This is a genomic window from Nocardioides sp. Leaf285 (assembly GCF_001422955.1).
GTDB classification, from domain to species: domain Bacteria; phylum Actinomycetota; class Actinomycetes; order Propionibacteriales; family Nocardioidaceae; genus Nocardioides; species Nocardioides kribbensis.
The window spans coordinates 666,781-688,632 of sequence record NZ_LMNH01000001.1; the positions used below are offsets into that span (position 1 = coordinate 666,781).

A 21,852-nucleotide genomic window follows, 5' to 3' on the forward strand; every position below is an offset into this window, starting at 1 on the left:
ACTGGCGTCAGTTACTAGAGAATAGATTGCGCCGTGGTCCGTCCGCCCTCGCCGTCCGGCTGCCGGTCGGCGCGGGCCGGGGTGGGCCGGGGTGGGGCCGGGGTGGGTCGGGCGGGCCCGGGGGTCGGCGGCGCACGTGAGGATCGCCACCGGGCGGCGGGGCGCGGAGGCGCCGGCGGCCCTCGTGGGCCAAGATGTCCTGGTTGCCCCGGCGACGTCGGGGATCACCCCGGCGGCGACGCGGGGCGAGGGACGGCGCGGCGACGCGCAGTGACGGCACCGAGGGAGCGGACGTAGTCGGATGAGAGCGATCCTCATGGGAGGTGGCCTGGCGCTGCTGATCTCGCTGCTCGGGACCCGCGTCGCGATCCGGCGCTTCACCGAGTGGGGCTACGGCCAGGAGATCCGCGACGACGGACCCACCAGTCACCACACCAAGCGCGGCACCCCGACGATGGGCGGCGTCGTCATCATCGGCGCGACCGTGGTGGGCTACTTCTTCGCCAAGCTCGTCACGCGCGACCTGCCCAGCGCCTCGGCGCTGCTGCTGCTCTTCCTCTTCGTCGGCACCGGTCTGGTCGGTTTCCTCGACGACTTCATCAAGATCTACAAGCAGCGCAGCCTCGGCCTGCGCAGCAAGGCCAAGATCGTCGGGCAGACCATCGTCGGCCTCACCTTCGCGGTCCTGGCGCTGAGCCCGTGGTTCGCCGACGACCGCGGCCAGCGGCCGGCGTCGTTCTCGCTGTCCTTCATCCGCGACTTCGACAGCTTCGTGCTGCCCGCCGTGGTGGCGGTGGTGCTGATCCTGCTGATCGTCATCGCCACCAGCAACGCGGTCAACCTCACTGACGGCGCCGACGGCCTGGCCACCGGCGCGAGCGTGATGGTGTTCGGCGCCTACACCCTGGTCAACATCTGGCAGAACAACCAGTGGTGCGGCCAGGACGACATCGCCTACGGCAAGTGCTACGAGGTGCGCGATCCCCTCGACCTGGCGATCATCGCCGCGGCCATCACCGGCGCCTGCTTCGGCTTCCTGTGGTGGAACGCCTCGCCGGCCCAGATCTTCATGGGCGACACGGGCTCCCTGGCGCTGGGCGCGGCGCTGGCCGGCTTCGCGGTGCTCAGCCGCACCGAGCTGCTCCTCATCGTGCTCGGCGGCGTCTTCGTCATGGAGACCGTCTCGGTGATGCTCCAGGTGACCTGGTTCAAGGCCACGCGACGCATCACCGGCACGGGCAAGCGGCTCTTCCGCATCGCGCCCATCCACCACCACTTCGAGATGGTCTGGGACGAGATCACGGTGGTCATCCGGTTCTGGATCATCACCGGGCTGTGCGTCGCCGGCGGCCTGGGCATCTTCTACGCCGAGTGGGTGGCCGGCACATGAGCGCGCCCCGCGACCTCGACTCCCTGGGCCGGCACACGCCCTGGGACGGCGTGAAGGCCGTCGTCGCCGGCTTCGGCGTCTCCGGCTTCGCCGCCGCCGACAACCTCAACCACCTCGGCGCCGACGTCACCGCCCTCGACGAGTCGGCGGCGGGCAAGGAGGAGAAGGCCGAGCTGCTGGAGGTGCTCGGTGCCTCGATCCGCCTGGGGGAGGGCGCCACGGCGACCCTGCCCGACGACGTCGACGTCCTCGTCACCTCGCCGGGCTGGCGCCCCGACGCGCCGCTGCTCGCGCAGGCGCGGGCCCGCGGGATCCCGGTCTGGGGCGAGGTGGAGCTGGCCTGGCGCCTGCGCGACCCGGCCCACGCTACGCCGTGGCTGGCGGTGACCGGCACCAACGGCAAGACCACCACCGTGCAGATGCTCGACGCGATCCTGCGTGCGGCGGGTCTGCGCAGCGTCGCCGTCGGCAACGTGGGCCTGCCCATCGTCGAGGCCGTCATGGACCCCGAGCCCTACGACGTGCTGGCCGTGGAGCTCTCCAGCTTCCAGCTGCACTACACCGACTCGATGAGCGCCCAGTCGGCGGCGGTGCTCAACCTCGCCGAGGACCACCTCGACTGGTACGCCTCGATGGCCGACTACGCCGCCGACAAGGGGCGCATCTACGAGCGTGTCCAGCGCGCGTGCGTCTACAACGTCGCCGACCCCGAGACCGAGCGCCTGGTGCGTGAGGCCGACGTCGTCGAGGGGGCCCGCGCGGTCGGCTTCACCCTCGGCGTCCCGGGCGTGGGCATGCTCGGCCTGGTGGAGGACATCCTCGTCGACCGCGCCTTCATCGAGGAGCGCGGCACGAGCGCCGCCGAGCTGTGCCACCTCGCCGACCTCGAGGTCGACGGCCACCCGGCCGCACCCCACCAGGTCGCCAACGCCCTGGCCGCCGCGGCCCTGGCCCGCTCGCACGGGGTCTCCCAGCAGGCGGTGCGCGACGGGTTGCGCGGCTTCCGGCCCGACGGCCACCGCATCGCCGTGGTGGCCACCCACGAGGGCGTGACCTGGGTCGACGACTCGAAGGCCACCAACCCCCACGCGGCCGGGGCGTCGCTGCAGGCCTACGACCCCGTGGTCTGGGTCGCCGGCGGCCTGGCCAAGGGCGCCGACTTCGACGACCTCGTGCGCTCCGCCGCACCCCGGCTCCGCGGTGTCGTGCTGCTGGGCCGTGACCGCGACGTGATCGCCCGCGCTCTTGCCCGACACGCGCCCGATGTGCCCGTCAAAGTCGTCGGCGGCGACCAGACTGGCGCCACACACGCACCAGCAGTCACACGCACACCAGACACACCAGAACAGGTCATGCGGCAGGTCGTCGACGCGGCGGCCGGGCTCGCCCGGCCGGGGGACACCGTCCTCCTCGCGCCGGGATGCGCCTCCATGGACATGTTCGCCAGCTACGCCGCTCGTGGTGACGCCTTCACCGCAGCGGTCCGGGAGAGGACCGGCTAGCGGTCCGACCGGGCCCGCAGGGCCCACGCAGGAAGGGACGCCGTGACCACCACCGCCGAGCGGGGCCCCAGCCCCACCCGCACCGCCCGCCCCGCGCCGCAGGGCCTCGACGACACCCGGTCGATGCCCGCCCCCGGCGGCGCCGCCTCGGCGTGGTGGACCCTGCGCGAGCGCGTGCGCACGACCACGGCGACGGTGCACGACGCGCTCGACCGCCCGCTCACGTCGTACTACCTGCTGCTGGGGGCCTCGACCCTGCTGCTGACCATCGGTCTGATCATGGTCCTCAGCGCCTCGAGCGTGTACTCCTTCACCCAGAACGACGGCGACTCCTACGCCATCGTGCGCCGCCAGTTGATGTGGGTGGTGCTCGGGCTGCCGCTCGCCTTCGTGGCCAGCCGGCTGCCCCACCGGCTGCTGCGGGCCCTGGCCTACCCGGGCTACCTCGTCTCGCTGGCGCTGCTGCTGCTCACGGCCTTCATCGGCGTCGCGGTCAACGGCAACCAGAACTGGCTGGCGATCGGGCCGCTGCAGATCCAGCCCTCCGAGATCGCCAAGCTCGCGCTCATCCTGTGGGCCGCGCACATCTACGCCAACAAGGAGCGCCGCCTCGCGAGCCTGCACCAGGTGATGGTGCCGGTGGTCCCCGGCCTGCTGCTGGCCACCGGCCTGGTCGTCTTCGGCCGCGACCTCGGCACGGCGCTCGTGCTGTTCGCGATCATGCTCGGCATGCTGTGGGTGGTCGGCGCGCCGCTGCGCTTCTTCGCCGTCTGCCTCTCGCTGGTGGGCGTCGCCGCCATCGGCCTGGCCGCCAGCGACCCCGAGCGGGTCTCGCGGCTGACCACCTTCGCCGACCCCTTCAAGGACTTCCACGACTCCGGCTGGCAGCCCGCCCACGGGCTCTACGCCCTGTCCAGCGGTGGCTGGTTCGGCCAGGGGATCGGCGCCTCCCAGCAGAAGTGGGGCGACCTGCCCGAGGCCCACACCGACTTCATCTTCGCCGTGCTCGGCGAGGAGCTGGGCCTGGTCGGCACGGTGCTGGTCGTCGCGCTCTTCCTCACCATCGCCTTCGCCGCCCTGCGGGTCGCGCGCCACACCGCCGACCCCTTCGTGCGCTACGCCTCCTTCGGCATCGTGGTCTGGCTGGTCGGGCAGATGGTGATCAACGTCGGCATGGTGCTCGCCCTGCTGCCCGTCATCGGCATCCCGCTGCCCCTGGTCTCCTACGGCGGGTCGGCGCTGCTGCCGTCGCTGATCGCGCTGGGCCTGCTCATCGGCTTCGCCCGCCGCGAGCCCGAGGCGGCCCGGGCCCTCGCCCTGCGCCGGCGCGGACGCTCCAGCGGTGTGGCGGCCGGCCCGCTGGCGGGCCTCACCTCCGGGCGCGGCCGGTCCGATCGCTAGGTTGGTCCGGATGCGCGTACTCCTCGCCGGCGGTGGCACCGCCGGTCACACCTCGCCCCTGCTCGCCACCGCCGACGCCCTGCGTCGGCTCGACCCCGCCACCGAGGTGACCTGCCTCGGCACCCCCCGCGGGCTCGAGACCCGGGTCGTGCCCGAGGCCGGCTACCCCCTCGAGCTGGTGCCGCCGGTGCCGCTGCCGCGGCGCCCCGGCGCCGACCTGCTGCGGGTGCCGGGCCGCCTGCGCGGTGCGGTCACCGAGACCCTCGCCGTGCTCGACCGCGTCCGCCCCGACGTCGTGGTCGGCTACGGCGGCTACGTCTCGGTGCCGGCCTACCTCGCCGCCCGGCGTCGTCACCTCCCGATCGCGCTGCACGAGCAGAACGCCCTGCCCGGCGTCGCCAACCGCCTCGGCGCCCGCGTCGCCGCGCGCGTGGCCGTGAGCTTCCCCGACACCCCGCTGCGCGGCGCCGAGTACGTCGGCCTGCCGATCCGCCGCATGATCTCCCAGCTCGACCGGGCCGCCAGCCGCGCCGAGGCCTGCGCAGCCTTCGGCCTCGACCCCGCACGGCCGACCCTGCTGGTGACCGGGGGGTCGCAGGGCGCGACCCGCCTCAACCAGGCCGTCTCCGCCGCGGCGCCCGCCCTCGCGGCCGCCGGCGTGCAGGTGCTGCACGTGCAGGGCAAGCACGGCGGGGCCGACCCGGCCGCGGCGGGCTCCTCCTACGTCATCGTCGACTACGTCGACCGCATGGACCTCGCCTACGCCGCCGCCGACCTCGTGCTCTGCCGCGCGGGGGCCAACAGCGTCGTGGAGGCGGCCGCCACCGGCCTGCCCGCCATCCTCGTGCCGCTGCCGATCGGCAACGGCGAGCAGGCGCAGAACGCGCGACCCGTGGTCGACGCCGGGGGCGCGCTCCTGGTCGACGACGCCGCGGTCACCCCCGACTGGGTCGCGGCGACCGTGCCGGGCCTGGCCACCGACGCACCCCGGCTGCAGCGGATGAGCGCGGCGGCCGTGGCCCTCGTGCCCCGCGACGCCGACGAGCGCCTGGCACGCCTGGTGCTCGAGCTGGGTGCCACGCGCCGCGACCGCACGGGGGGTGCTCGATGAGGGTGCCCGTGCCGTCGACCCTCCTGCCCGCCGACCGGCTCGGCCGGGTCCACCTCGTCGGGATCGGCGGCGCCGGGCTCTCCGGGATCGCGCGCATCCTCCTCGCCCGCGGCATCACCGTGTCGGGCAGCGACGGCACCGACTCCCCGACGCTGCAGCGGCTGCGCGAGCTGGGCGCCACGGTCCACGTCGGCCACGCCGCCGACCAGCTCGGCGACGCCGACACCGTGGTCGTCTCGACCGCTGTGCGCGAGGACAACCCCGAGGTCGTGGCCGCGCAGGAGCGCGGGCTGCGGCTGCTGCCGCGCTCGGCCGCGCTGGCAGCGGTGATGGCGGGGCGCCGCGTCGTGGCCGTCGCCGGCACCCACGGCAAGACCACCACGACCTCGCTGCTCACGGTCGCCCTCCAGGCGGCCGGCGCCGACCCGACGTACGCCGTCGGGGGCGACCTCGCCCAGACCGGCACCAACGCCGCCGAGGGCGCGGGCGACCTCTTCGTCGCCGAGGCCGACGAGAGCGACGGCGCCTTCCTGGTCTACGAGCCCACCGTCGCGGTCGTCACCAACGTCGAGGCCGACCACCTCGACAACTGGGGCACCGAGGAGGCCTACGCCGCCGCCTTCGAGGAGTTCGTCGGCCGCATCCGCCCCGGCGGCCTCCTGGTGGCCTGTGTCGACGACGACGGCGCGGCCGCCCTGCGCGCGGTCGCGGCCTCGCGCGACCTCGCCTTCGTGGGCGTCGGCGAGGGCGAGGGCGCCGACCTGCGCGCCGTCGACGTCGTCTTCGCCGGCATCACCTCCTCCTTCACCGTCGTCGACCGCGGGGTCGAGCTGGGTCGGGTCACCCTGCAGATCCCCGGGCGCCACTACGTGCTCGACGCCCTGGCGGCGCTCGGCGCGGCGCTGCGCCTGGGCCACGACTTCGAGGCCCTCAAGCGGGGCCTGGAGTCCTTCGGCGGCACCCGGCGGCGCATGGAGCGCAAGGGCGAGGCCGCCGGGGTGCGGGTCTACGACTCCTACGCCCACCACCCCGTCGAGATCGCCGGCGACCTCCAGGCCGCCCGCTCGGTGGCGGGGGAGGGGCGCGTCGTCGTGGCCTTCCAGCCCCACCTGGTCTCGCGCACGCGCATCTTCGGCGTGGCCATGGGCCAGGCGCTCGGCGCCGCCGACGAGGTCGTCGTGCTCGACGTCTACCTGGCCCGCGAGGACGCCGACCCCGAGGTGACCGGCGCGCTGGTCGCCGACGCGGTGCCGCTGCCCGACGACCGGGTGGCCTTCGTGCCCGACCTCGCCGACGCCCCGGCCGCCCTCGTCGACCGGGCCCGCGCGGGCGACCTCGTGCTGACCCTCGGCGCCGGCACCGTGACCACCGTCGGCCCGCGCGTGCTCGACCTGCTCGAGGAGCGCGCCGACGGGGTCGAGGCGGGGCCCCGGCTGTGAGCGAGCCGGTCGACCCGCGGACCCGGCGCACCCGACGCCGCTTCGTGCGGCGTCGCTGGGCCCGGCGCTGGTCGACGCTGCGCTACGCCGTCGTGGGCCTCGTGCTGCTCGCGCTCGGAGCCGCTGCGGTGTGGACCGTGTGGTTCTCCGCGCTGCTCGACGTCGAGGACGTCGAGGTCACCGGCGTCGGGCCGCTGGCCGCCGACCAGGTGCGGGCGGCCGCGCAGGTGCCCGACGGCGAGCCGCTGGCCCGGGTCGACCTCGCCGCCGTGCGCGCCCGCGTCGAGTCGCTCTCGCAGGTGGCCTCCGCCGACGTCACCCGGTCGTGGCCCGACGCGGTGACGATCTCGGTCGAGGAGCGGGTGGCCGTGGCCGTGGTCGAGCTCGGCGGCACGCTGCGCGGCCTCGACGCCGAGGGCGTGGCCTTCCGCACCTACACCGCCGCACCGCAGGGTCTCCCGCGCGTCGAGAGCCAGGTCGACACCACCGCGGAGGCGCTGCGCGAGGCGGCCCAGGTCGTCGCCGCGCTGCCGGAGGACCTCGCGGGCCGGCTCGACCACGTGGAGGTCGAGACCGTCGACCGGATCGTCCTGGCGCTGCGCGACGGCCGCACCGTGGCGTGGGGGAGCGCCGACGAGTCCGCGCGCAAGGCCGAGGTGCTGACCGTGCTGCTGTCGCAGCCCGGCACGGCGTACGACGTGAGCGTGCCGGGCCGTCCGACCGTGAGCGGTCCCGCGGTCGGCTGACCGGGCCTCGTCCGGATCGTCGAGGACGCGCCGGGCGTGTCTGCGCGATCCGGCGCCTCCGTGTGCCTACTGTCGTTGTCACGGCGAGGTTGACATAACTATAACCCTCAGGTTGAGGGTCAGAGTTGAGGCCCGTCGCTTCCCCGCAGCACCATCCGGCACGACCCCCCAAGCACGACCCCCAGCACGACCCCAGCACCACCACCAGCAGCACGAACGCCGCCCGTCCCGGTGCGGCACCCCAGACCACCCGTGCGCGACGCACGGACCCAGCACCACCACCGATCAGCGAGAGGCGAGCCGCCGTGGCAGCAGCACAGAACTACCTGGCCATCATCAAGGTCGTGGGCATCGGCGGAGGCGGTGTCAACGCCGTCAACCGGATGATCGAGGTGGGGCTCAAGGGAGTCGAGTTCATCGCGATCAACACCGACGCCCAGGCCCTCCTCATGAGCGACGCCGACGTCAAGCTCGACATCGGCCGCGAGCTCACCCGCGGCCTCGGCGCCGGCGCCAACCCCGAGGTCGGCGGCCAGGCCGCCGAGGACCACGCCGACGAGATCGAAGAGGTCATCAAGGGCGCCGACATGGTCTTCGTGACCGCCGGCGAGGGTGGCGGCACCGGCACGGGCGGCGCTCCCGTCGTGGCCCGCATCGCCCGCTCGCTGGGCGCGCTGACCATCGGCGTGGTCACCCGGCCGTTCGCCTTCGAGGGCCGCCGCCGCGCCAACTCCGCCGAGGAGGGCATCGCGCAGCTGCGCGAGGAGGTCGACACCCTCATCGTCATCCCCAACGACCGGCTGCTCTCGATCAGCGACCGCAACGTGTCGGTGCTCGACGCCTTCAAGCAGGCCGACCAGGTGCTGCTCCAGGGTGTCTCGGGCATCACCGACCTCATCACCACCCCCGGCCTGATCAACCTCGACTTCGCCGACGTGAAGTCGGTCATGGCCAACGCCGGCTCCGCCCTCATGGGCATCGGCTCGGCCCGGGGCGAGGACCGCTCCGTCGCCGCCGCCGAGATGGCCGTCTCCAGCCCCCTGCTCGAGGCCTCCATCGACGGCGCCCACGGCGTGCTGCTGTCGATCGCCGGCGGCTCCGACCTCGGCCTGTTCGAGATCAACGAGGCCGCCGCGCTCGTCGCCGAGGCGGTGCACCCCGAGGCCAACATCATCTTCGGTGCCACCATCGACGACGCCCTCGGTGACGAGGTGCGCGTCACGGTCATCGCCGCGGGCTTCGACGGCGGCACGCCCAAGCGGCGCGACGAGGGCACCGTCCTGCGCCGCGAGCCGAAGGTCGAGCCGGCCCAGGAGGCCCGCCAGGCGTCCCCGGCGCCGTCGCTGCGTCGCGGCGAGGAGCGCGAGCCCGTCCCCGCAGGCGCCCGGCAGGGCTTCGGCCAGCCGGCGCCCCAGGGCGGCCAGTCCGGCCAGGCCCCGCAGCAGCCGCCGCGCCAGGCGCCGCAGCAGGCCCCGCACCAGGGCGGCCAGCAGGGCGCTCAGCAGGGTGGCCAGTCCGGTCCCACGGGCCCGGCTCCGACCCAGCCGCCCGCCCCGCGGCCGGCGCCGCGACAGGTGCAGTTCGACGACGACGAGCTCGACGTGCCCGACTTCCTGAAGTAGGTCCTGCCCCGGTGTACGCCTTCCGCACCACCACCGGCCCCGCCGACTCGCTCGTGGACCTCGCGTTCACCGACCGTGTCGGCGGGGTCAGTGCTGCTCCCTTCGCCGAGCTCAACCTCGCCGTCGAGGGCGACGACGACCCCGGCTCGCGACAGCGCAACCTCGAGCTGCTCCTCGCCGACTTCGCGCCGGGCGACCGGGTCGCCGACCTGCTGCAGGTGCACGGCCGCGAGGTCGTCACCGTCGGCGAGCGCCCCGCCGCCGAGCGTCCGCGCGCCGACGCCCTGGTCACCGACAGCCCCGGCGTGGTGCTCGTGGTCCGGGCCGCCGACTGCGTGCCGGTGCTCCTCGCCGACCCGGTCGCCGGCGTCGTCGGTGCGGCCCACGCCGGCCGACCGGGCCTGGTCGCCGGGGTGGTGCCCGCCGTGGTCTCGCGCATGCGGGAGCTCGGGGCGCGGCGGATCGAGGCCTGGGTCGGACCGCACGTCTGCGGGGGGTGCTACGAGGTGCCCGAGCAGATGCGCGACGAGGTCGCGGCCGTCGTGCCGGAGAGCCGCGCCACGACCACCTGGGGCACGCCGGCGCTCGACGTCGGCGCCGGGGTGGTCGCCCAGCTGCGCGGCGAGGACGTCGTCGCTCACGACGTCTCCCGCTGCACCCGCGAGTCGCCCGACCTCTTCTCCTACCGTCGCGACGGCCGGGCGGCCGGGCGGCTGGCCGGCGTCGTACGGCGGCGCGCGTGAGCGCCCACGGCGCCGGGTCCGGTGACCCGCACCGGCCCACGGACGGCTCCGTCGCCACGACGGAGCGCGCCGCGGAGCTGACGGCCGCCCTCGGGCGTGCCCGCGAGCGGCTCAGCGACGCGTGCGTGGCGGCGGGGCGTGCACGCGACGACGTCGACCTGGTGGTCGTCACCAAGTTCTTCCCCGCCTCCGACGTGCGCGTCCTGGCCGGGCTCGGGGTCACCGACGTGGGGGAGAACCGGCACCAGGAGGCCGAGGCCAAGGCCGCGGAGCTGGCCGACCTCGACCTGTCGTGGCACTTCATCGGCGGTCTGCAGAGCAACAAGGCTTCGACGGTCGCGGCGTACTCCGCCGTCGTGGAGTCGGTCGACCGTCCCAAGCTCGTCGGTCCCCTCGACCGCGGCGCCGAGCGCCGTGGGCGACCCCTCGACGTGCTGGTGCAGGTCAGCCTGGACCCGCCCGGGGCCGAGGGCCGCGCCGGCGTCGGGCCCGACGCGCTCCTCGCCCTCGCCGACCGCGTGGCGCAGGCCGAGCACCTGCGCCTGCGGGGCCTGATGGCGGTGGCGCCGCCGGCCGAGGACCCCGCCGTCGCCTTCGAGCGGCTGGCCCGCCTGCACGAGCGGCTGCTCACCCAGCACCCCGCGGCGACCGTGCTGTCCGCCGGCATGAGCGGCGACCTCGAGCAGGCGGTGTCCGCCGGCGCGACACACGTGCGGCTCGGCTCCGCGGTGCTCGGTTCGAGGCCCACGGTCCAGTAGGGTCCGACTACAACGTTGAGCGCCGATCGCCCCACCCGGGGACGACGGCGCAGGAGTTCCGGAGGACGACTGTCATGAGCGGCGCGATGCGCAGGATCGGCGAGTACCTCGGCCTGCTCGAGGACACCGGCCGGTACGACGACGAGTACGACGGCGACGACACCACCCGTGAGACCCAGGCGGTCCCGGCCCAGCGTCAGCCCGCCCCGGTGGCGCCCCGTCAGCCCGCGGCGCGAGCCGCGTCCGTGTCCGACCTCGCCGAGCGCCGCCGTCCGGCCGCCGGCCCCACCGGAGTGGTAGCCGAATTGTCCCGCATCACGACCCTGCACCCGAGCACCTACAACGAGGCCCGCACCGTCGGGGAGAACTTCCGCGAGGGCGTGCCGGTGATCATGAACCTCTCGGAGATGGACGACGCCGACGCCAAGCGTCTCGTCGACTTCGCCGCCGGCCTGGTGTTTGCCACCCGTGGCACGATCGAGCGCGTCACCAACAAGGTGTTCCTGCTCTCCCCGCCCAACGTCACGGTCGCCGCCGAGGACAAGGAGCGGATCGCCGAGGGCGGTTTCTTCAACCAGAGCTGAGGCCCGTCGTCACGACGAGCCCGGTCCGGCCCCGACAGGAGCTATCACCGACGTGCAGATCGCCGGTTGGATCATCCACTGGATCCTGTTCTTCTTCATCGCGCTCATGTGGGTGCGCTTCATCGTGGACTGGGTGCAGGTCTTCGCGCGCTCCTGGAGTCCGCGCGGACCGCTGCTGCTGGTCCTGGAGGCGGTCTACTCCGTCACCGACCCGCCCATCCAGTTCCTGCGCCGCTTCATCCCGCCGCTGCGTCTGGGGAGCATCGCGCTCGACCTGAGCTTCCTGCTCGTCCTGGTCATCGCGTGGGTGCTGCTCAACGTCAACGACGCCGTCTTCAACATCGCCTGAGCGCCCTCCGGGGCCCCGGCCGCCCACCGGGACCCGCCTGTCCCACCTGTCCCACGACAGGCGCTATTGTTCCCCGAGAAGTTCGCAGCACGACCTCGCGCACCCGCGCGAGGCACGTCTGGGATCCACTTGAACACCACGACTGAGAATGGGTGAGGTCATGCCACTGACGCCTGAGGACGTGAGCAACAAGCGCTTTACTCCCGTCCGGCTGCGCGAGGGCTACGACATGGGGGAGGTCGACCAGTTCCTCGACGAGGTGGAGGCCGAGCTCGCGAGGCTCACCAAGGAGAACGAGGACCTCCGCTCCAAGCTCGCCTCCGCCCAGTCGGGATCGGGCCCGTCGGGATCGGGTCAGGCAGGCCCGTCCTCGGGTCAGTCCGCCCCGGCGACCACCGCGCCGTCCACGCCCGAGCCGGTCACGCAGCCCGTGCCGGTCGCGAAGCCCGAGCCGACGCCGGCCCCCGTGGCCGCACCGGCCGCGCCCGCCGCCGCTGCGGCCCCCACGGAGACGATCCGCGTCGAGACGGTGCCGCAGGCCTCCAACGCCGCGGCGCGCCTGCTCGAGATCGCCACCCGCAACGCCGACGAGCTCGTCGACGAGGCCAAGAACGACGCCGACAAGATCGTGGGCGAGGCCCGCACCAAGGCCGAGCGTCTCGAGGCCGAGTCGAAGTCGAAGGCCGACCGCATGGAGTCCGACGCGCGCACCCGCGCCTCGATGCTCGACTCCGAGACCGCCGAGCGCCGCCAGCAGATGTTCGGCGACCTGGAGCGCGAGCGCGACAAGCTCAGCAGCGAGGTCGAGAACCTCCGCTCGTTCGAGCGCGAGTACCGCTCGCGCCTGAAGAGCTACTTCACCCAGCAGCTGGAGGCGCTGCAGAACGGCGCCGAGAGCGCCGCTCCGACCGAGGAGGCCCCGGCCCCCAAGCGTCTGCGCTCCATCCTGGGCGACGAGGAGTCCTGAGCGACTGCTCCACCTGGCTCGATCCGGCGCGGCCGGTCCCCTCGGGGGCCGGCCGCTCCGTCGTCTGCGCGGGCCCGTGGCGGAGGGGCCCTGGTCGGTTCACCACCGACTGGCTACCCTCCTGCTCACCGTCCTCACCCCTCTCCCGCCCCCCGGACCTCCCTGCTCCGTCCACCCCTGGCGCTGCGGCGCCCCCGCTCGAAGGCTGTGCCCGTGACCAAGGCAGCACCCACCAAGAAGGCCGCCACCGCGGCCCAGGCCCAGGACCTCGTCGTCAAGGAGGGCGAGTCCGACTGGACCGCCGCCGAGCTCGACGAGGTCGTCGCCGAGCTGCACGAGCAGCACGACCACATCGCCCAGGTGATCGCCGACCAGGAGCAGGAGCTGTCGGGACTGATGCGCGACTCCGGTGACGGGGCCGGGCAGGACCAGGCCGACGTCGGGGCGAGCAGCTTCGAGCGCGACCACGAGCTCACCGTGCTCAACAACGAGCGCGACAAGCTGGCCCAGATCGAGCGGGCCCTGGCGCGCATCGACGACGGCACCTACGGCGTCTGCGAGTCCTGCGGAGAGCCGATCGGCAAGAATCGGCTGATGGCATTTCCGCGTGCCACACTGTGCATGACATGCAAGCAGCGCGAGGAACGGCGATAGACCCCGAGACCACCGCAGCAGCCCCCGCCGGGCGCTCCCGGGCGCGGGTGTGGGCGCTGTTCGCGACGATCGCGGCCACCGCGTACGCCGTGGACCTGGTCACCAAGGTGCTCGCCCTCGACCGTCTCGAGGGCCGGCCCGACGTGCCCGTCGTCGGTGACCTCCTCACGCTGACGCTGGTCAAGAACCCGGGCGCCGCCTTCAGCACCGGCACCCAGTTCACCGTGGCGCTGAGCTGCATCGCGATCGCCGCCACCGTGGTCGTGCTCGTGCTCAGCCTGCGGGTGCGCTCCCGGCTGTGGGCCGTGGCGCTGGGCCTGCTGCTCGCGGGAGTGACCGGCAACCTCACCGACCGGCTCTTCCGCGATCCCGGGCCGATGCGCGGCCACGTCATCGACTTCCTGATGCTGCCCAACTGGCCGGTCTTCAACGTGGCCGACGTCTGCATCAACGTCGCCGCCGGCCTCATCCTCGTGCAGGCCTTCCGCGGCGTCCGCCTCGACGGCACCCGCGACCGCGACCACGAGCCCGACGACCGGTCCGACGACCAGCCCGGTGACCGGCCCGACGTCGAGCCTGACGACGCAGCCACGGCGAGCGGCCCGACCGCGGGGGACCAGCGATGAGCCAGACCTCCGAGCACCGCAGCCTGAGCGTGCCCGAGAGCCTCGCGGGGGAGCGGGTCGACGCCGCCCTGGCCCGCATGTTCGGGCTCTCGCGCACCCGCGCGGCCGACCTGATCGCGCAGGGCCTGGTGCAGGTCGACGGCGCCGGCGTGGGCAAGAGCGACCGGGTGCTGCCGGGCTCGCTGCTCGACGTGGAGATCCCGACCCTGACCGACCCGCTGACGGTGACCCCCGAGATCGTCGAGGGGATCAAGATCGTCCACGACGACGAGTCCATCGTGGTGATCGACAAGCCGGTCGGCGTCGCCGTCCACCCCTCGCCGGGCTGGACCGGCCCCACGGTCGTCGGCCACCTCGCGGGCGCGGGCTTCCGCATCGCCACCAGCGGCGCCTCCGAGCGCCAGGGCATCGTGCAGCGCCTCGACGTCGGCACGTCCGGTGTCATGGTGATCTGCAAGTCCGAGCACGCCTACTCGGTGCTCAAGAACGCCTTCCGCCACCGCACCGTCGACAAGACCTACCACGCGCTCGTCCAGGGCCACCCCGACCCGCTGGAGGGCACGGTCGACGCCCCGATCGGTCGTCACCCCCGCTCGGACTGGAAGTTCGCCGTGATGGCCGACGGCCGAGCCAGCGTCACGCACTACGAGACGCTCGAGGCGCACCGCTTCGCGAGCCTGCTCGAGGTGCACCTGGAGACCGGCCGCACCCACCAGATCCGGGTGCACATGTCCGCGCTCAAGCACCCCTGCGTCGGCGACCTGACCTACGGCGCCGACCCCGTGCTGGCCAAGCGCGTGGGCCTGGAGCGTCAGTGGCTCCACGCCGTCCGGCTCGGTTTCGAGCACCCCGACACCGGTGAGCACGTCGAGTACGAGACGGAGTACCCCGCCGACCTCGCCCACGCCCTCGAGGTCGTCCGTGACGGGTCCTGACGGACCCCCTGCGCAGCCCGACGTCCTGGTGCGTCCGGGCACGGGCGCCGACCTGGCCGAGGTGGCCGACGTGCACCTGCGCAGCCGCCGCGCGGCGCACCCCGCGATGCCCCCGGGCGCGCACCCCGACACCGAGGTGCGCGGCTGGTTCGCCACCTGGGACCTCTCCGCGCGCGAGCTGTGGGTGGCACAGGAGGGCGGGCGCGTCGTGGCCTACGCCGCCCTGGCCGGCGACTGGCTCGACGACCTCTACGTGCTGCCCGGTGCCGCGGGTCGCGGGCTCGGCTCGCTGCTGCTGGAGACCGTGAAGGCGCAGCGGCCCGACGGCTTCTGCCTGTGGGTCTTCGAGACCAACACCGCGGCGCGCGCCTTCTACGCCCGCCACGGGCTGGTGGAGCTCGAGCGCACCGACGGCTCGGCCAACGAGGAGCGCGCCCCCGACCTGAGGGTGGCCTGGCCCGGCCGCGAGCCCCTCGTCTTCCTGCGCGGGCTCATCGACGAGGTCGACGACCAGCTCGGCGACCTGCTGGCGCGCCGCGCGGCCCTCACCGCCGCCGTGCAGCCGCACAAGGGCCACACCCGTCGCGACCCCGACCGCGAGCGCGCCATCGCCGTCGCGATGGCGCAGCGGGCACCGGCCCTCGGGGTCGAGCGCCTGCACCGCATCGTCGACGTGGTGATCACCGAGAGCCTCGACGCCGCCCGCGAGGGCTGAGCCGCCGGTGGTGCCGCCGGTGGTGCCGCCGGTGGTGTCGTCGGCGGCTGGCACGATCCCCGGAGCGGTTGACGTAGGCTGATCCCCTTCCCCCAGAAGGTCGATCGGCGCCCGTCCGAGACCGCTGCCCGATCTCGACCCGGCGAGGACTTCCACACACGATGTCGACAGGCTCCCAGGACTCCTTCGTCCACCTGCACGTGCACACCGAGTACTCCATGCTCGACGGCGCCGCCCGCCTCGGCGCGCTGGCCGACCGGGCCGCGGAGCTCGGCATGCCGGCGGTGGCGATGACCGACCACGGCAACGTCTTCGGGGCCTACGAGTTCTACTCCAAGGCCAAGGCCGCGGGGGTCAAGCCGATCATCGGCATCGAGGCCTACTTCACGCCCAACATCTCCCGCTTCGAGAAGCGCGGCGTGAACTTCTACGGCGGCGGCCCCGACGACGTCTCCAACCGCGGTGCCTACACCCACATGACGTTGCTCTCGGAGTCCACCGAGGGCATGCACAACCTCTTCCGGCTCTCCACGGGCGCGTGGCGCGACGGGTTCTTCAAGCACCCCCGCATGGACCGCGAGCTGCTCTCCCAGCACGGCAAGGGCATCATCGGCACGACCGGCTGCCCCTCCGGCGAGGTGCAGGTCCACCTGCGCCACGGCAACTACGAGGCCGCCAAGCAGGTCGCGGGCGACTTCCAGGACATCCTCGGCAAGGACAACTACTTCCTCGAGCTGATGGACCACGGCCTCGACATCGAGACCCGGGTCAAGGACGGCCTGCTGCGGCTGGGCAGGGACATGGGCATCCCGCTCCTGGCCACCAACGACTCGCACTACGTGATGCGCGAGGACGCCAAGGCCCAGGAGCACCTGCTCTGCATCAACTCCGGGTCCACCATGGACATCCCCGCGGGCGACGGCCCGGGGCAGCGCTTCGCCTTCAACGGCGACGGCTACTACCTCAAGTCGGCCGCCGAGATGCGCGAGCTGTGGCGCGACTTCCCCGAGGCCTGCGACAACACGCTGTTCATCGCCGAGCGCTGCGACGTGGAGTTCACCGAGGGCAACGGCACCTACATGCCGCGATTCCCCTGCCCGCCGGGGGAGAACGAGGACTCCTGGCTGGTCAAGGAGGTCGAGCGCGGGCTGCACGTGCGCTACCCCTCGGGCATCCCCGACGCGGTGCGCAAGCAGGCCGACTTCGAGATCGGCGTCATCACCCAGATGGGCTTCCCGGGCTACTTCCTGGTGGTCGCCGACTTCATCAACTGGGCCAAGGACAACGGCATCCGCGTCGGACCCGGCCGCGGCTCGGGCGCGGGCTCGATGGTCGCCTACGCGATGCGCATCACCGACCTCGACCCGCTCCAGCACGGCCTGATCTTCGAGCGCTTCCTCAACCCCGACCGCGTCTCGATGCCCGACTTCGACATCGACTTCGACGAGCGTCGGCGCGGCGAGGTCATCCGCTACGTCACCGACAAGTACGGCGACGACCGCGTCTCCTACATCGTCACCTACGGCACCATCAAGGCCAAGCAGGCCGTCAAGGACTCCTCGCGCATCCTGGGCTACCCCTTCGCGATGGGCGACCGGATCACCAAGGCCATGCCGGCGGCGGTCATGGGCAAGGACGTGCCGCTGCAGGAGATCTTCGACCCCGAGCACAAGCGCTACGGCGAGGGCGGGGAGTTCCGCCAGCTCTACGACGCCGACAAGGACGTCCAGCGCGTCGTCGACACCGCCATCGGCATCGAGGGCCTCAAGCGGCAGTGGGGCGTGCACGCCGCCGGGGTGATCATGTCCAGTGAGCCGCTGGTCGACGTGATCCCGCTGCTCAAGCGCCCCGCCGACGGCGCGATGATCACCCAGTTCGACTACCCCACCTGTGAGGGCCTCGGCCTGATCAAGATGGACTTCCTGGGCCTGCGCAACCTCACCGTGCTCGACGACGCGGTCAAGAACATCCAGGCCAACCGCGGCGAGACCGTGGTGCTCGAGGACCTCCCGCTCACCGACGAGGCCACCTACGGCCTGCTCCAGCGCGGCGACACCCTCGGTGTCTTCCAGCTCGACGGCGGTCCGATGCGGGCGCTGCTGCGCTCCATGCGGCCCGACACCTTCGAGGACATCTCCGCGGTCGGCGCGCTCTACCGCCCCGGCCCGATGGGCGCCGACTCCCACAACAAGTACGCCCGCCGCAAGACCGGGCGCGAGCCGGTGGAGGCGATCCACCCCGAGCTGGCCGAGCCGCTCGAGGACATCCTGGGCGAGACCTACGGCCTGATCGTCTACCAGGAGCAGGTCATGGCCATCGCGCAGAAGCTCGCGGGCTACAGCCTGGGCCAGGCCGACATCCTGCGTCGCGCGATGGGCAAGAAGAAGAAGTCGGAGCTGGACAAGCAGTTCGAGGGCTTCTCCCAGGGCATGAAGGAGCGCGGCTACAGCGCCGCCGCGGTCAAGACGCTGTGGGACATCCTGCTGCCCTTCTCCGACTACGCCTTCAACAAGGCCCACTCCGCGGCCTACGGCCTGGTGTCGTACTGGACGGCCTACCTCAAGGCCAACTACCCGGCCGAGTACATGGCCGCGCTGCTGACCTCGACCAAGGACGACAAGGACAAGTCGGCCATCTACCTCAACGAGTGCCGCCGGATGAAGATCCAGGTGCTCCCGCCCGACGTCAACGAGTCCTCCTCCAACTTCACCCCCGTCGGCACCGACATCCGCTTCGGCCTGACGGCCGTGCGCAACGTCGGCGCCAACGTCGTCGACGGCATCGTGGCGGCGCGTGAGGAGAAGGGCCGCTACGCCGACTTCAACGACTTCATGGACAAGGTGCCGGCGCTGGTGTGCAACAAGCGCGTCATCGAGTCGCTGGTCAAGGCCGGCGCCTTCGACGAGATGAAGCACAGGCGGCGCGCGCTGGTCACGATCCACGAGACCGCGGTCGACCAGTACGTCGACATCAAGCGCAACGAGGCGATCGGTCAGGACTCCCTCTTCGGCGGGCTCGACGACGACGCGGGCGGGTCCTTCGGGATCACGGTGACGGTGCCCGAGATCGACGAGTGGGACAAGATGACCCTGCTGGGCCACGAGCGCGACATGCTCGGGCTCTACGTCTCCGACCACCCGCTGCTGGGTCTCGAGCACGTGCTCACCAACTCCAGCGACTGCAGCATCGGTCAACTCATGCTCGACGAGGAGCGCTCCGACGGCTCGCCCATCACCATCAGTGGCCTGGTGACCACGGTGCAGCGCAAGATCACCAAGCGCGGCGACGCGTGGGCGATGGTCACCCTCGAGGACCTCGACGGCGCGATCGACGTGCTGCTCTTCCCCAGCGCCTACCAGCTGGCCAGCACCCTGCTCATCGAGGACGCCATCCTCACGGTGAAGGGACGGCTGTCGAAGAGCAAGGACCAGCCCGAGATCCACGGCCAGGAGGTCTCGGTGCCCGACATCTCCGACGGCCCCTCGGGTCCGGTCGTCATCAGCATGCCCTCGACACGCTGCACCCCGCCCGTCATCGAGCAGCTGCGCGACGTGCTCTCCACCCACCCGGGCATGACCGAGGTGCGGCTGCGGCTGATGACGCGCGAGGCGACCAAGGTGATGCGGCTCGACGACCGGCTCCGGGTCACCGCCACCCCGGCGCTCTTCGCCGACCTCAAGCAGCTGCTGGGGCCCGGGTGCCTGAGCGTCTGAACCCCTCCGTCGGCGTCCGCGACGGCGGCAGCGCCGCCGACGCGCCCCGGCTGCGCGGGCGCCGCGAGTGGGGACGGGCCGGGGTCCAGGCGCTGCTGGTGGTCGTGGTCTTCGCCGTCGCCGGCCTCGGCGCGGCCTGGCTGTGGCACCTGGTGTGGGAGCCCTCGCGGGGGCTGGCCTTCCAGGGGCGCTTCGTCGTCGTCGACCGTGACGGCTTCTACGACCTCCCGCAGCTGCGCGGGCTGTTCTCGGCCACCGGCCTCCTCGCCGTCGTCGCCTTCCCGACCGCGGTCGCGGTCGGGCTCCTCACGGCACTGGTCCTCGACCGCCACGAGCTCGTGACGCTGGCGGCGGTCGTGGTGGGCGCTGTCGTGGCCGCCGCGCTGATGGCCTGGGTGGGCCAGCAGCTCGGCCCGCCCGACCCCGACGTGCTGGCGCGCTCCGCCGACGACGGCACCACCCTGCTCAGCGCGCTCGAGGCGCCGCGACCGGTGCCGTACCTCGTGTGGACCACCGGCGCCCTCGTGGGCCTGCTGGTGGCCTTCGTCGGGGTGGCCAAGCGGGGCGCCCGACGCGCCCCCGCCGACCCCCGCGCCTGAGCGGCGCCGCGGACCGCCCGACGGGTGGGGGAGCGATCGGTTAGGACCGGCCCCGCCGGGGTAGGTTCCCGCGCGAGCGCGGCCGACGGGGCCGGCGCCAGGACACCCACGGGAGCCGTCGTGACGAGCAACCTTCCGCCCGGACCGCCGCCCCAGGGCCCGCCGCCGCAGGGCCCGCCGCCGCAGGGCCCGCCGCCGTCGGGCCGGCCGCCCCAGGGGCCGCCGCCGCAGGGCCCGCCGCCCGAGATGCTCGACAGCAGCGGCGGAGGGCGGCTCCCGCGGGAGCGGCGGCCCCGCCGCACGGGGCTGCTGGTGGGTGGGGGCGTCGCCCTCGTGGCGGTCGTCGGTGCGGGAGCCTTCGGGGCGGCCTCCTGGTTCGCCGACGGCGCCCAGGCCGCGGAGGCGCTCCCGGCCGGCACGATCGGCTACGTCGGCGTCAACCTCGACCCCAGTGGCGGTCAGAAGGTGGAGGCGCTGGAGACCCTCGAGAAGTTCCCGGCCATCCGCGAGGAGTTCGGGCTCGACGGCCCGGTCGGCGACATCGACGTCAAGCAGACCCTGGTCGACTACCTCGCCGAGCAGACCGACTGCGCCCAGGTCACCGAGGCGGCCGACGCCTTCGGCGACCGCGCCGCCTTCGCCGCGGTCGACACCGGCGGCGAGGAGCCGGCGCCGGTCTTCACCATCGAGGTCGCCGACGCCGACGCCGCCGGCCGGGCGCTCGACGACCTGAGCGCGTGCACCGGCAGCGACCCCGCCGAGGGCGGAGGCGGCCCGGCCTACGTCGTGAGCGGCGACTGGATGGTGCTCGCCGAGACCGAGGAGACCGCCCAGGCCGTGGTCGACCAGACCGAGTCCGACGGCAGCCTCGCCGACGACGCCGACTTCCAGCGCTGGACCGACGAGACCGGCGGTGACGGGGTCGTCACCCTCTACGCCGCGCCGGAGGCGGGTGAGTACCTCGCCGAGGCCTTCGGACCCGGCCTCGAGGGCTCCTCCGACCTGCTCGCCCCCGCGGTGCCGGAGATGAGCGCGTCGGCGCCGGCGATGCCCAGCGCGCTCTCCGGTGCGGGCCGCGCGGCGGGTGACGGCGTCGTCGGCGCCAGCGCCGGCCTCCCGAGCGCCGAGGCCCCGGCCGAGGCGCTCGAGGACTTCGCCGGCGCCGCCCTGACGCTGCGCTTCGACGACGGGGCGCTGGAGATCGAGGCGGCGGGCGAGGCCGCGGTGTTCGGAGGGTCCGACCTGCTCGTGACCGACCGCGGCGCCGACGTCGTCGAGGAGCTGCCCGCCGACACCGTGGCCGCGGTCGGGGCGGGCTTCCAGGAGGGGTGGTTCGCCGCCGTGCTCGAGCAGCTCGAGACGGCCTCGGAGGGCCTCATCGACGCCGAGGGCCTCGAGGAGCTCGCCGGCGAGACCGGCCTGACGTTGCCCGACGACGTCGAGACGGTCGTCGGCGACGCCGCGGCCGTCTCGCTCGGCAGCGGCTTCGACGTCGAGGAGCTGACGGGCTCCGCCGACCCCGCCGACCTGCCCGTGGCGCTCACCGTGCGCGGCGACGAGGACGACGTGCAGGGCGTGCTCGACCGGCTCGCCGAGGGGCCGCTGGGCTCCGAGGTCGGCACGGTGGGCGTCGCCGGCGGCGACGGCCTCACCGCGATCGGCCTCGACGAGGACTACCTCGCCGACGTGGTCGCGGACGGTGAGGGTCTCGGCGACTCCGAGACCTACCAGAGGGTCGTGCCCGACAGCGACGAGGCCGGCTCGGTCGTCTTCGTCGACCTCGACCAGGTCAGCAGCATCGCCGGGGACTCCTTGCTCCCGCTGCTCGGCGACGACGCCCCCGCGGTCGAGGACAACCTCGACCCGCTGCGCGCCCTCGGCCTCAGCAGCTGGGTCGACGACGACGTCGCCCACCTGGTGCTCCGCGTCTCGACCGACGACTGAGCGCTGTGGCGCGACCCGCCCCCGGGCCGGGTCGTGCCGCAGCGGGGCGCTCCG

19 protein-coding genes are annotated in these 21,852 nt (G+C 73.4%); all 19 read left to right on the forward strand.

The window, feature by feature from the left end; translation table 11 throughout:
• The first annotated feature begins 301 nt into the window (after window positions 1-301).
• The 19 genes from mraY to ASF47_RS03220 all read left to right on the forward strand — a co-directional run bounded on the left by mraY (window position 302) and on the right by ASF47_RS03220 (window position 21,798).
• The gene (gene mraY / locus ASF47_RS03130) at window positions 302-1,390 is read left to right on the forward strand and encodes a phospho-N-acetylmuramoyl-pentapeptide-transferase (RefSeq protein ID WP_056862504.1); all 1,089 of its coding nucleotides are present in this window, start codon (window positions 302-304) and stop codon (window positions 1,388-1,390) included.
• On the forward strand, window positions 1,372-2,892 hold the full coding sequence (gene murD / locus ASF47_RS03135; RefSeq protein WP_442937555.1) for a UDP-N-acetylmuramoyl-L-alanine--D-glutamate ligase: 1,521 nt from the start codon (window positions 1,372-1,374) through the stop codon (window positions 2,890-2,892). Before mraY ends, murD begins: the two co-directional genes overlap by 19 nt.
• Window positions 2,893-2,934: 42 nt before the next feature.
• Complete coding sequence (ftsW, locus tag ASF47_RS03140) at window positions 2,935-4,293, forward strand: putative lipid II flippase FtsW (RefSeq protein WP_228942895.1); 1,359 nt, start codon at window positions 2,935-2,937, stop codon at window positions 4,291-4,293.
• Between the two features lie 10 nt (window positions 4,294-4,303).
• Window positions 4,304-5,404 (forward strand): undecaprenyldiphospho-muramoylpentapeptide beta-N-acetylglucosaminyltransferase, encoded by a 1,101-nt coding sequence (gene murG / locus ASF47_RS03145; protein WP_056862506.1) that lies wholly within the window; start codon window positions 4,304-4,306, stop codon window positions 5,402-5,404.
• Window positions 5,401-6,843 carry a UDP-N-acetylmuramate--L-alanine ligase gene (gene murC, locus ASF47_RS03150; RefSeq protein WP_056862507.1) on the forward strand — a complete coding sequence of 481 codons (1,443 nt, stop codon included), beginning with the start codon at window positions 5,401-5,403 and terminating at the stop codon, window positions 6,841-6,843. Before murG ends, murC begins: the two co-directional genes overlap by 4 nt.
• The gene (locus tag ASF47_RS03155; RefSeq protein ID WP_056862508.1) at window positions 6,840-7,589 is read left to right on the forward strand and encodes a cell division protein FtsQ/DivIB; all 750 of its coding nucleotides are present in this window, start codon (window positions 6,840-6,842) and stop codon (window positions 7,587-7,589) included. Before murC ends, ASF47_RS03155 begins: the two co-directional genes overlap by 4 nt.
• A 305-nt stretch (window positions 7,590-7,894) precedes the next feature.
• Window positions 7,895-9,211 carry a cell division protein FtsZ gene (gene ftsZ / locus ASF47_RS03160; protein WP_056862509.1) on the forward strand — a complete coding sequence of 439 codons (1,317 nt, stop codon included), beginning with the start codon at window positions 7,895-7,897 and terminating at the stop codon, window positions 9,209-9,211.
• An 11-nt stretch (window positions 9,212-9,222) separates the two neighbouring features.
• Complete coding sequence (gene pgeF, locus ASF47_RS03165; RefSeq protein WP_082499932.1) at window positions 9,223-9,954, forward strand: peptidoglycan editing factor PgeF; 732 nt, start codon at window positions 9,223-9,225, stop codon at window positions 9,952-9,954.
• Entirely contained in the window at window positions 9,951-10,712 is a 762-nt protein-coding gene (locus ASF47_RS03170) for a YggS family pyridoxal phosphate-dependent enzyme (protein ID WP_082499933.1), read from the forward strand. Before pgeF ends, ASF47_RS03170 begins: the two co-directional genes overlap by 4 nt.
• A gap of 74 nt (window positions 10,713-10,786) precedes the next feature.
• Window positions 10,787-11,296 (forward strand): cell division protein SepF, encoded by a 510-nt coding sequence (locus ASF47_RS03175; protein ID WP_056862510.1) that lies wholly within the window; start codon window positions 10,787-10,789, stop codon window positions 11,294-11,296.
• A 52-nt stretch (window positions 11,297-11,348) separates the two neighbouring features.
• The gene (locus tag ASF47_RS03180; RefSeq protein ID WP_056862511.1) at window positions 11,349-11,645 is read left to right on the forward strand and encodes a YggT family protein; all 297 of its coding nucleotides are present in this window, start codon (window positions 11,349-11,351) and stop codon (window positions 11,643-11,645) included.
• A 160-nt stretch (window positions 11,646-11,805) separates the two neighbouring features.
• On the forward strand, window positions 11,806-12,612 hold the full coding sequence (locus ASF47_RS03185; RefSeq protein ID WP_056862940.1) for a DivIVA domain-containing protein: 807 nt from the start codon (window positions 11,806-11,808) through the stop codon (window positions 12,610-12,612).
• Window positions 12,613-12,825: 213 nt separating this feature from the next.
• Window positions 12,826-13,266 carry a TraR/DksA family transcriptional regulator gene (locus ASF47_RS03190; RefSeq protein ID WP_056862512.1) on the forward strand — a complete coding sequence of 147 codons (441 nt, stop codon included), beginning with the start codon at window positions 12,826-12,828 and terminating at the stop codon, window positions 13,264-13,266.
• Window positions 13,239-13,892 (forward strand): signal peptidase II, encoded by a 654-nt coding sequence (gene lspA, locus ASF47_RS03195; RefSeq protein ID WP_082499936.1) that lies wholly within the window; start codon window positions 13,239-13,241, stop codon window positions 13,890-13,892. The genes ASF47_RS03190 and lspA overlap by 28 nt, the downstream gene beginning before the upstream one ends.
• Window positions 13,889-14,827 carry an RluA family pseudouridine synthase gene (locus ASF47_RS03200; RefSeq protein WP_056862513.1) on the forward strand — a complete coding sequence of 313 codons (939 nt, stop codon included), beginning with the start codon at window positions 13,889-13,891 and terminating at the stop codon, window positions 14,825-14,827. Before lspA ends, ASF47_RS03200 begins: the two co-directional genes overlap by 4 nt.
• Window positions 14,814-15,542, forward strand: a complete 729-nt coding sequence (locus ASF47_RS20940) for a GNAT family N-acetyltransferase (protein WP_156697702.1) — start codon at window positions 14,814-14,816, stop codon at window positions 15,540-15,542. The genes ASF47_RS03200 and ASF47_RS20940 overlap by 14 nt, the downstream gene beginning before the upstream one ends.
• A gap of 161 nt (window positions 15,543-15,703) precedes the next feature.
• Window positions 15,704-19,255 (forward strand): DNA polymerase III subunit alpha, encoded by a 3,552-nt coding sequence (gene dnaE, locus ASF47_RS03210; RefSeq protein WP_056862514.1) that lies wholly within the window; start codon window positions 15,704-15,706, stop codon window positions 19,253-19,255.
• Window positions 19,240-19,854, forward strand: a complete 615-nt coding sequence (locus tag ASF47_RS03215) for a hypothetical protein (protein WP_056862515.1) — start codon at window positions 19,240-19,242, stop codon at window positions 19,852-19,854. Before dnaE ends, ASF47_RS03215 begins: the two co-directional genes overlap by 16 nt.
• A 246-nt stretch (window positions 19,855-20,100) precedes the next feature.
• The gene (locus ASF47_RS03220) at window positions 20,101-21,798 is read left to right on the forward strand and encodes a hypothetical protein (RefSeq protein WP_056862516.1); all 1,698 of its coding nucleotides are present in this window, start codon (window positions 20,101-20,103) and stop codon (window positions 21,796-21,798) included.
• The last annotated feature ends 54 nt before the right edge of the window (window positions 21,799-21,852 follow it).

Coding starts and splice junctions, on each gene's coding strand:
- mraY (WP_056862504.1), top strand. CDS start 302: ATGAGAGCGATCCTCATGGGAGGTGGCCTGGCGCTGCTGATCTCGCTG.
- ASF47_RS03220 (WP_056862516.1), top strand. CDS start 20,101: ATGCTCGACAGCAGCGGCGGAGGGCGGCTCCCGCGGGAGCGGCGGCCC.
- murC (WP_056862507.1), top strand. CDS start 5,401: ATGAGGGTGCCCGTGCCGTCGACCCTCCTGCCCGCCGACCGGCTCGGC.
- ASF47_RS03175 (WP_056862510.1), top strand. CDS start 10,787: ATGAGCGGCGCGATGCGCAGGATCGGCGAGTACCTCGGCCTGCTCGAG.
- ASF47_RS03200 (WP_056862513.1), top strand. CDS start 13,889: ATGAGCCAGACCTCCGAGCACCGCAGCCTGAGCGTGCCCGAGAGCCTC.
- dnaE (WP_056862514.1), top strand. CDS start 15,704: ATGTCGACAGGCTCCCAGGACTCCTTCGTCCACCTGCACGTGCACACC.
- ASF47_RS03185 (WP_056862940.1), top strand. CDS start 11,806: ATGCCACTGACGCCTGAGGACGTGAGCAACAAGCGCTTTACTCCCGTC.
- murG (WP_056862506.1), top strand. CDS start 4,304: ATGCGCGTACTCCTCGCCGGCGGTGGCACCGCCGGTCACACCTCGCCC.
- lspA (WP_082499936.1), top strand. CDS start 13,239: ATGCAAGCAGCGCGAGGAACGGCGATAGACCCCGAGACCACCGCAGCA.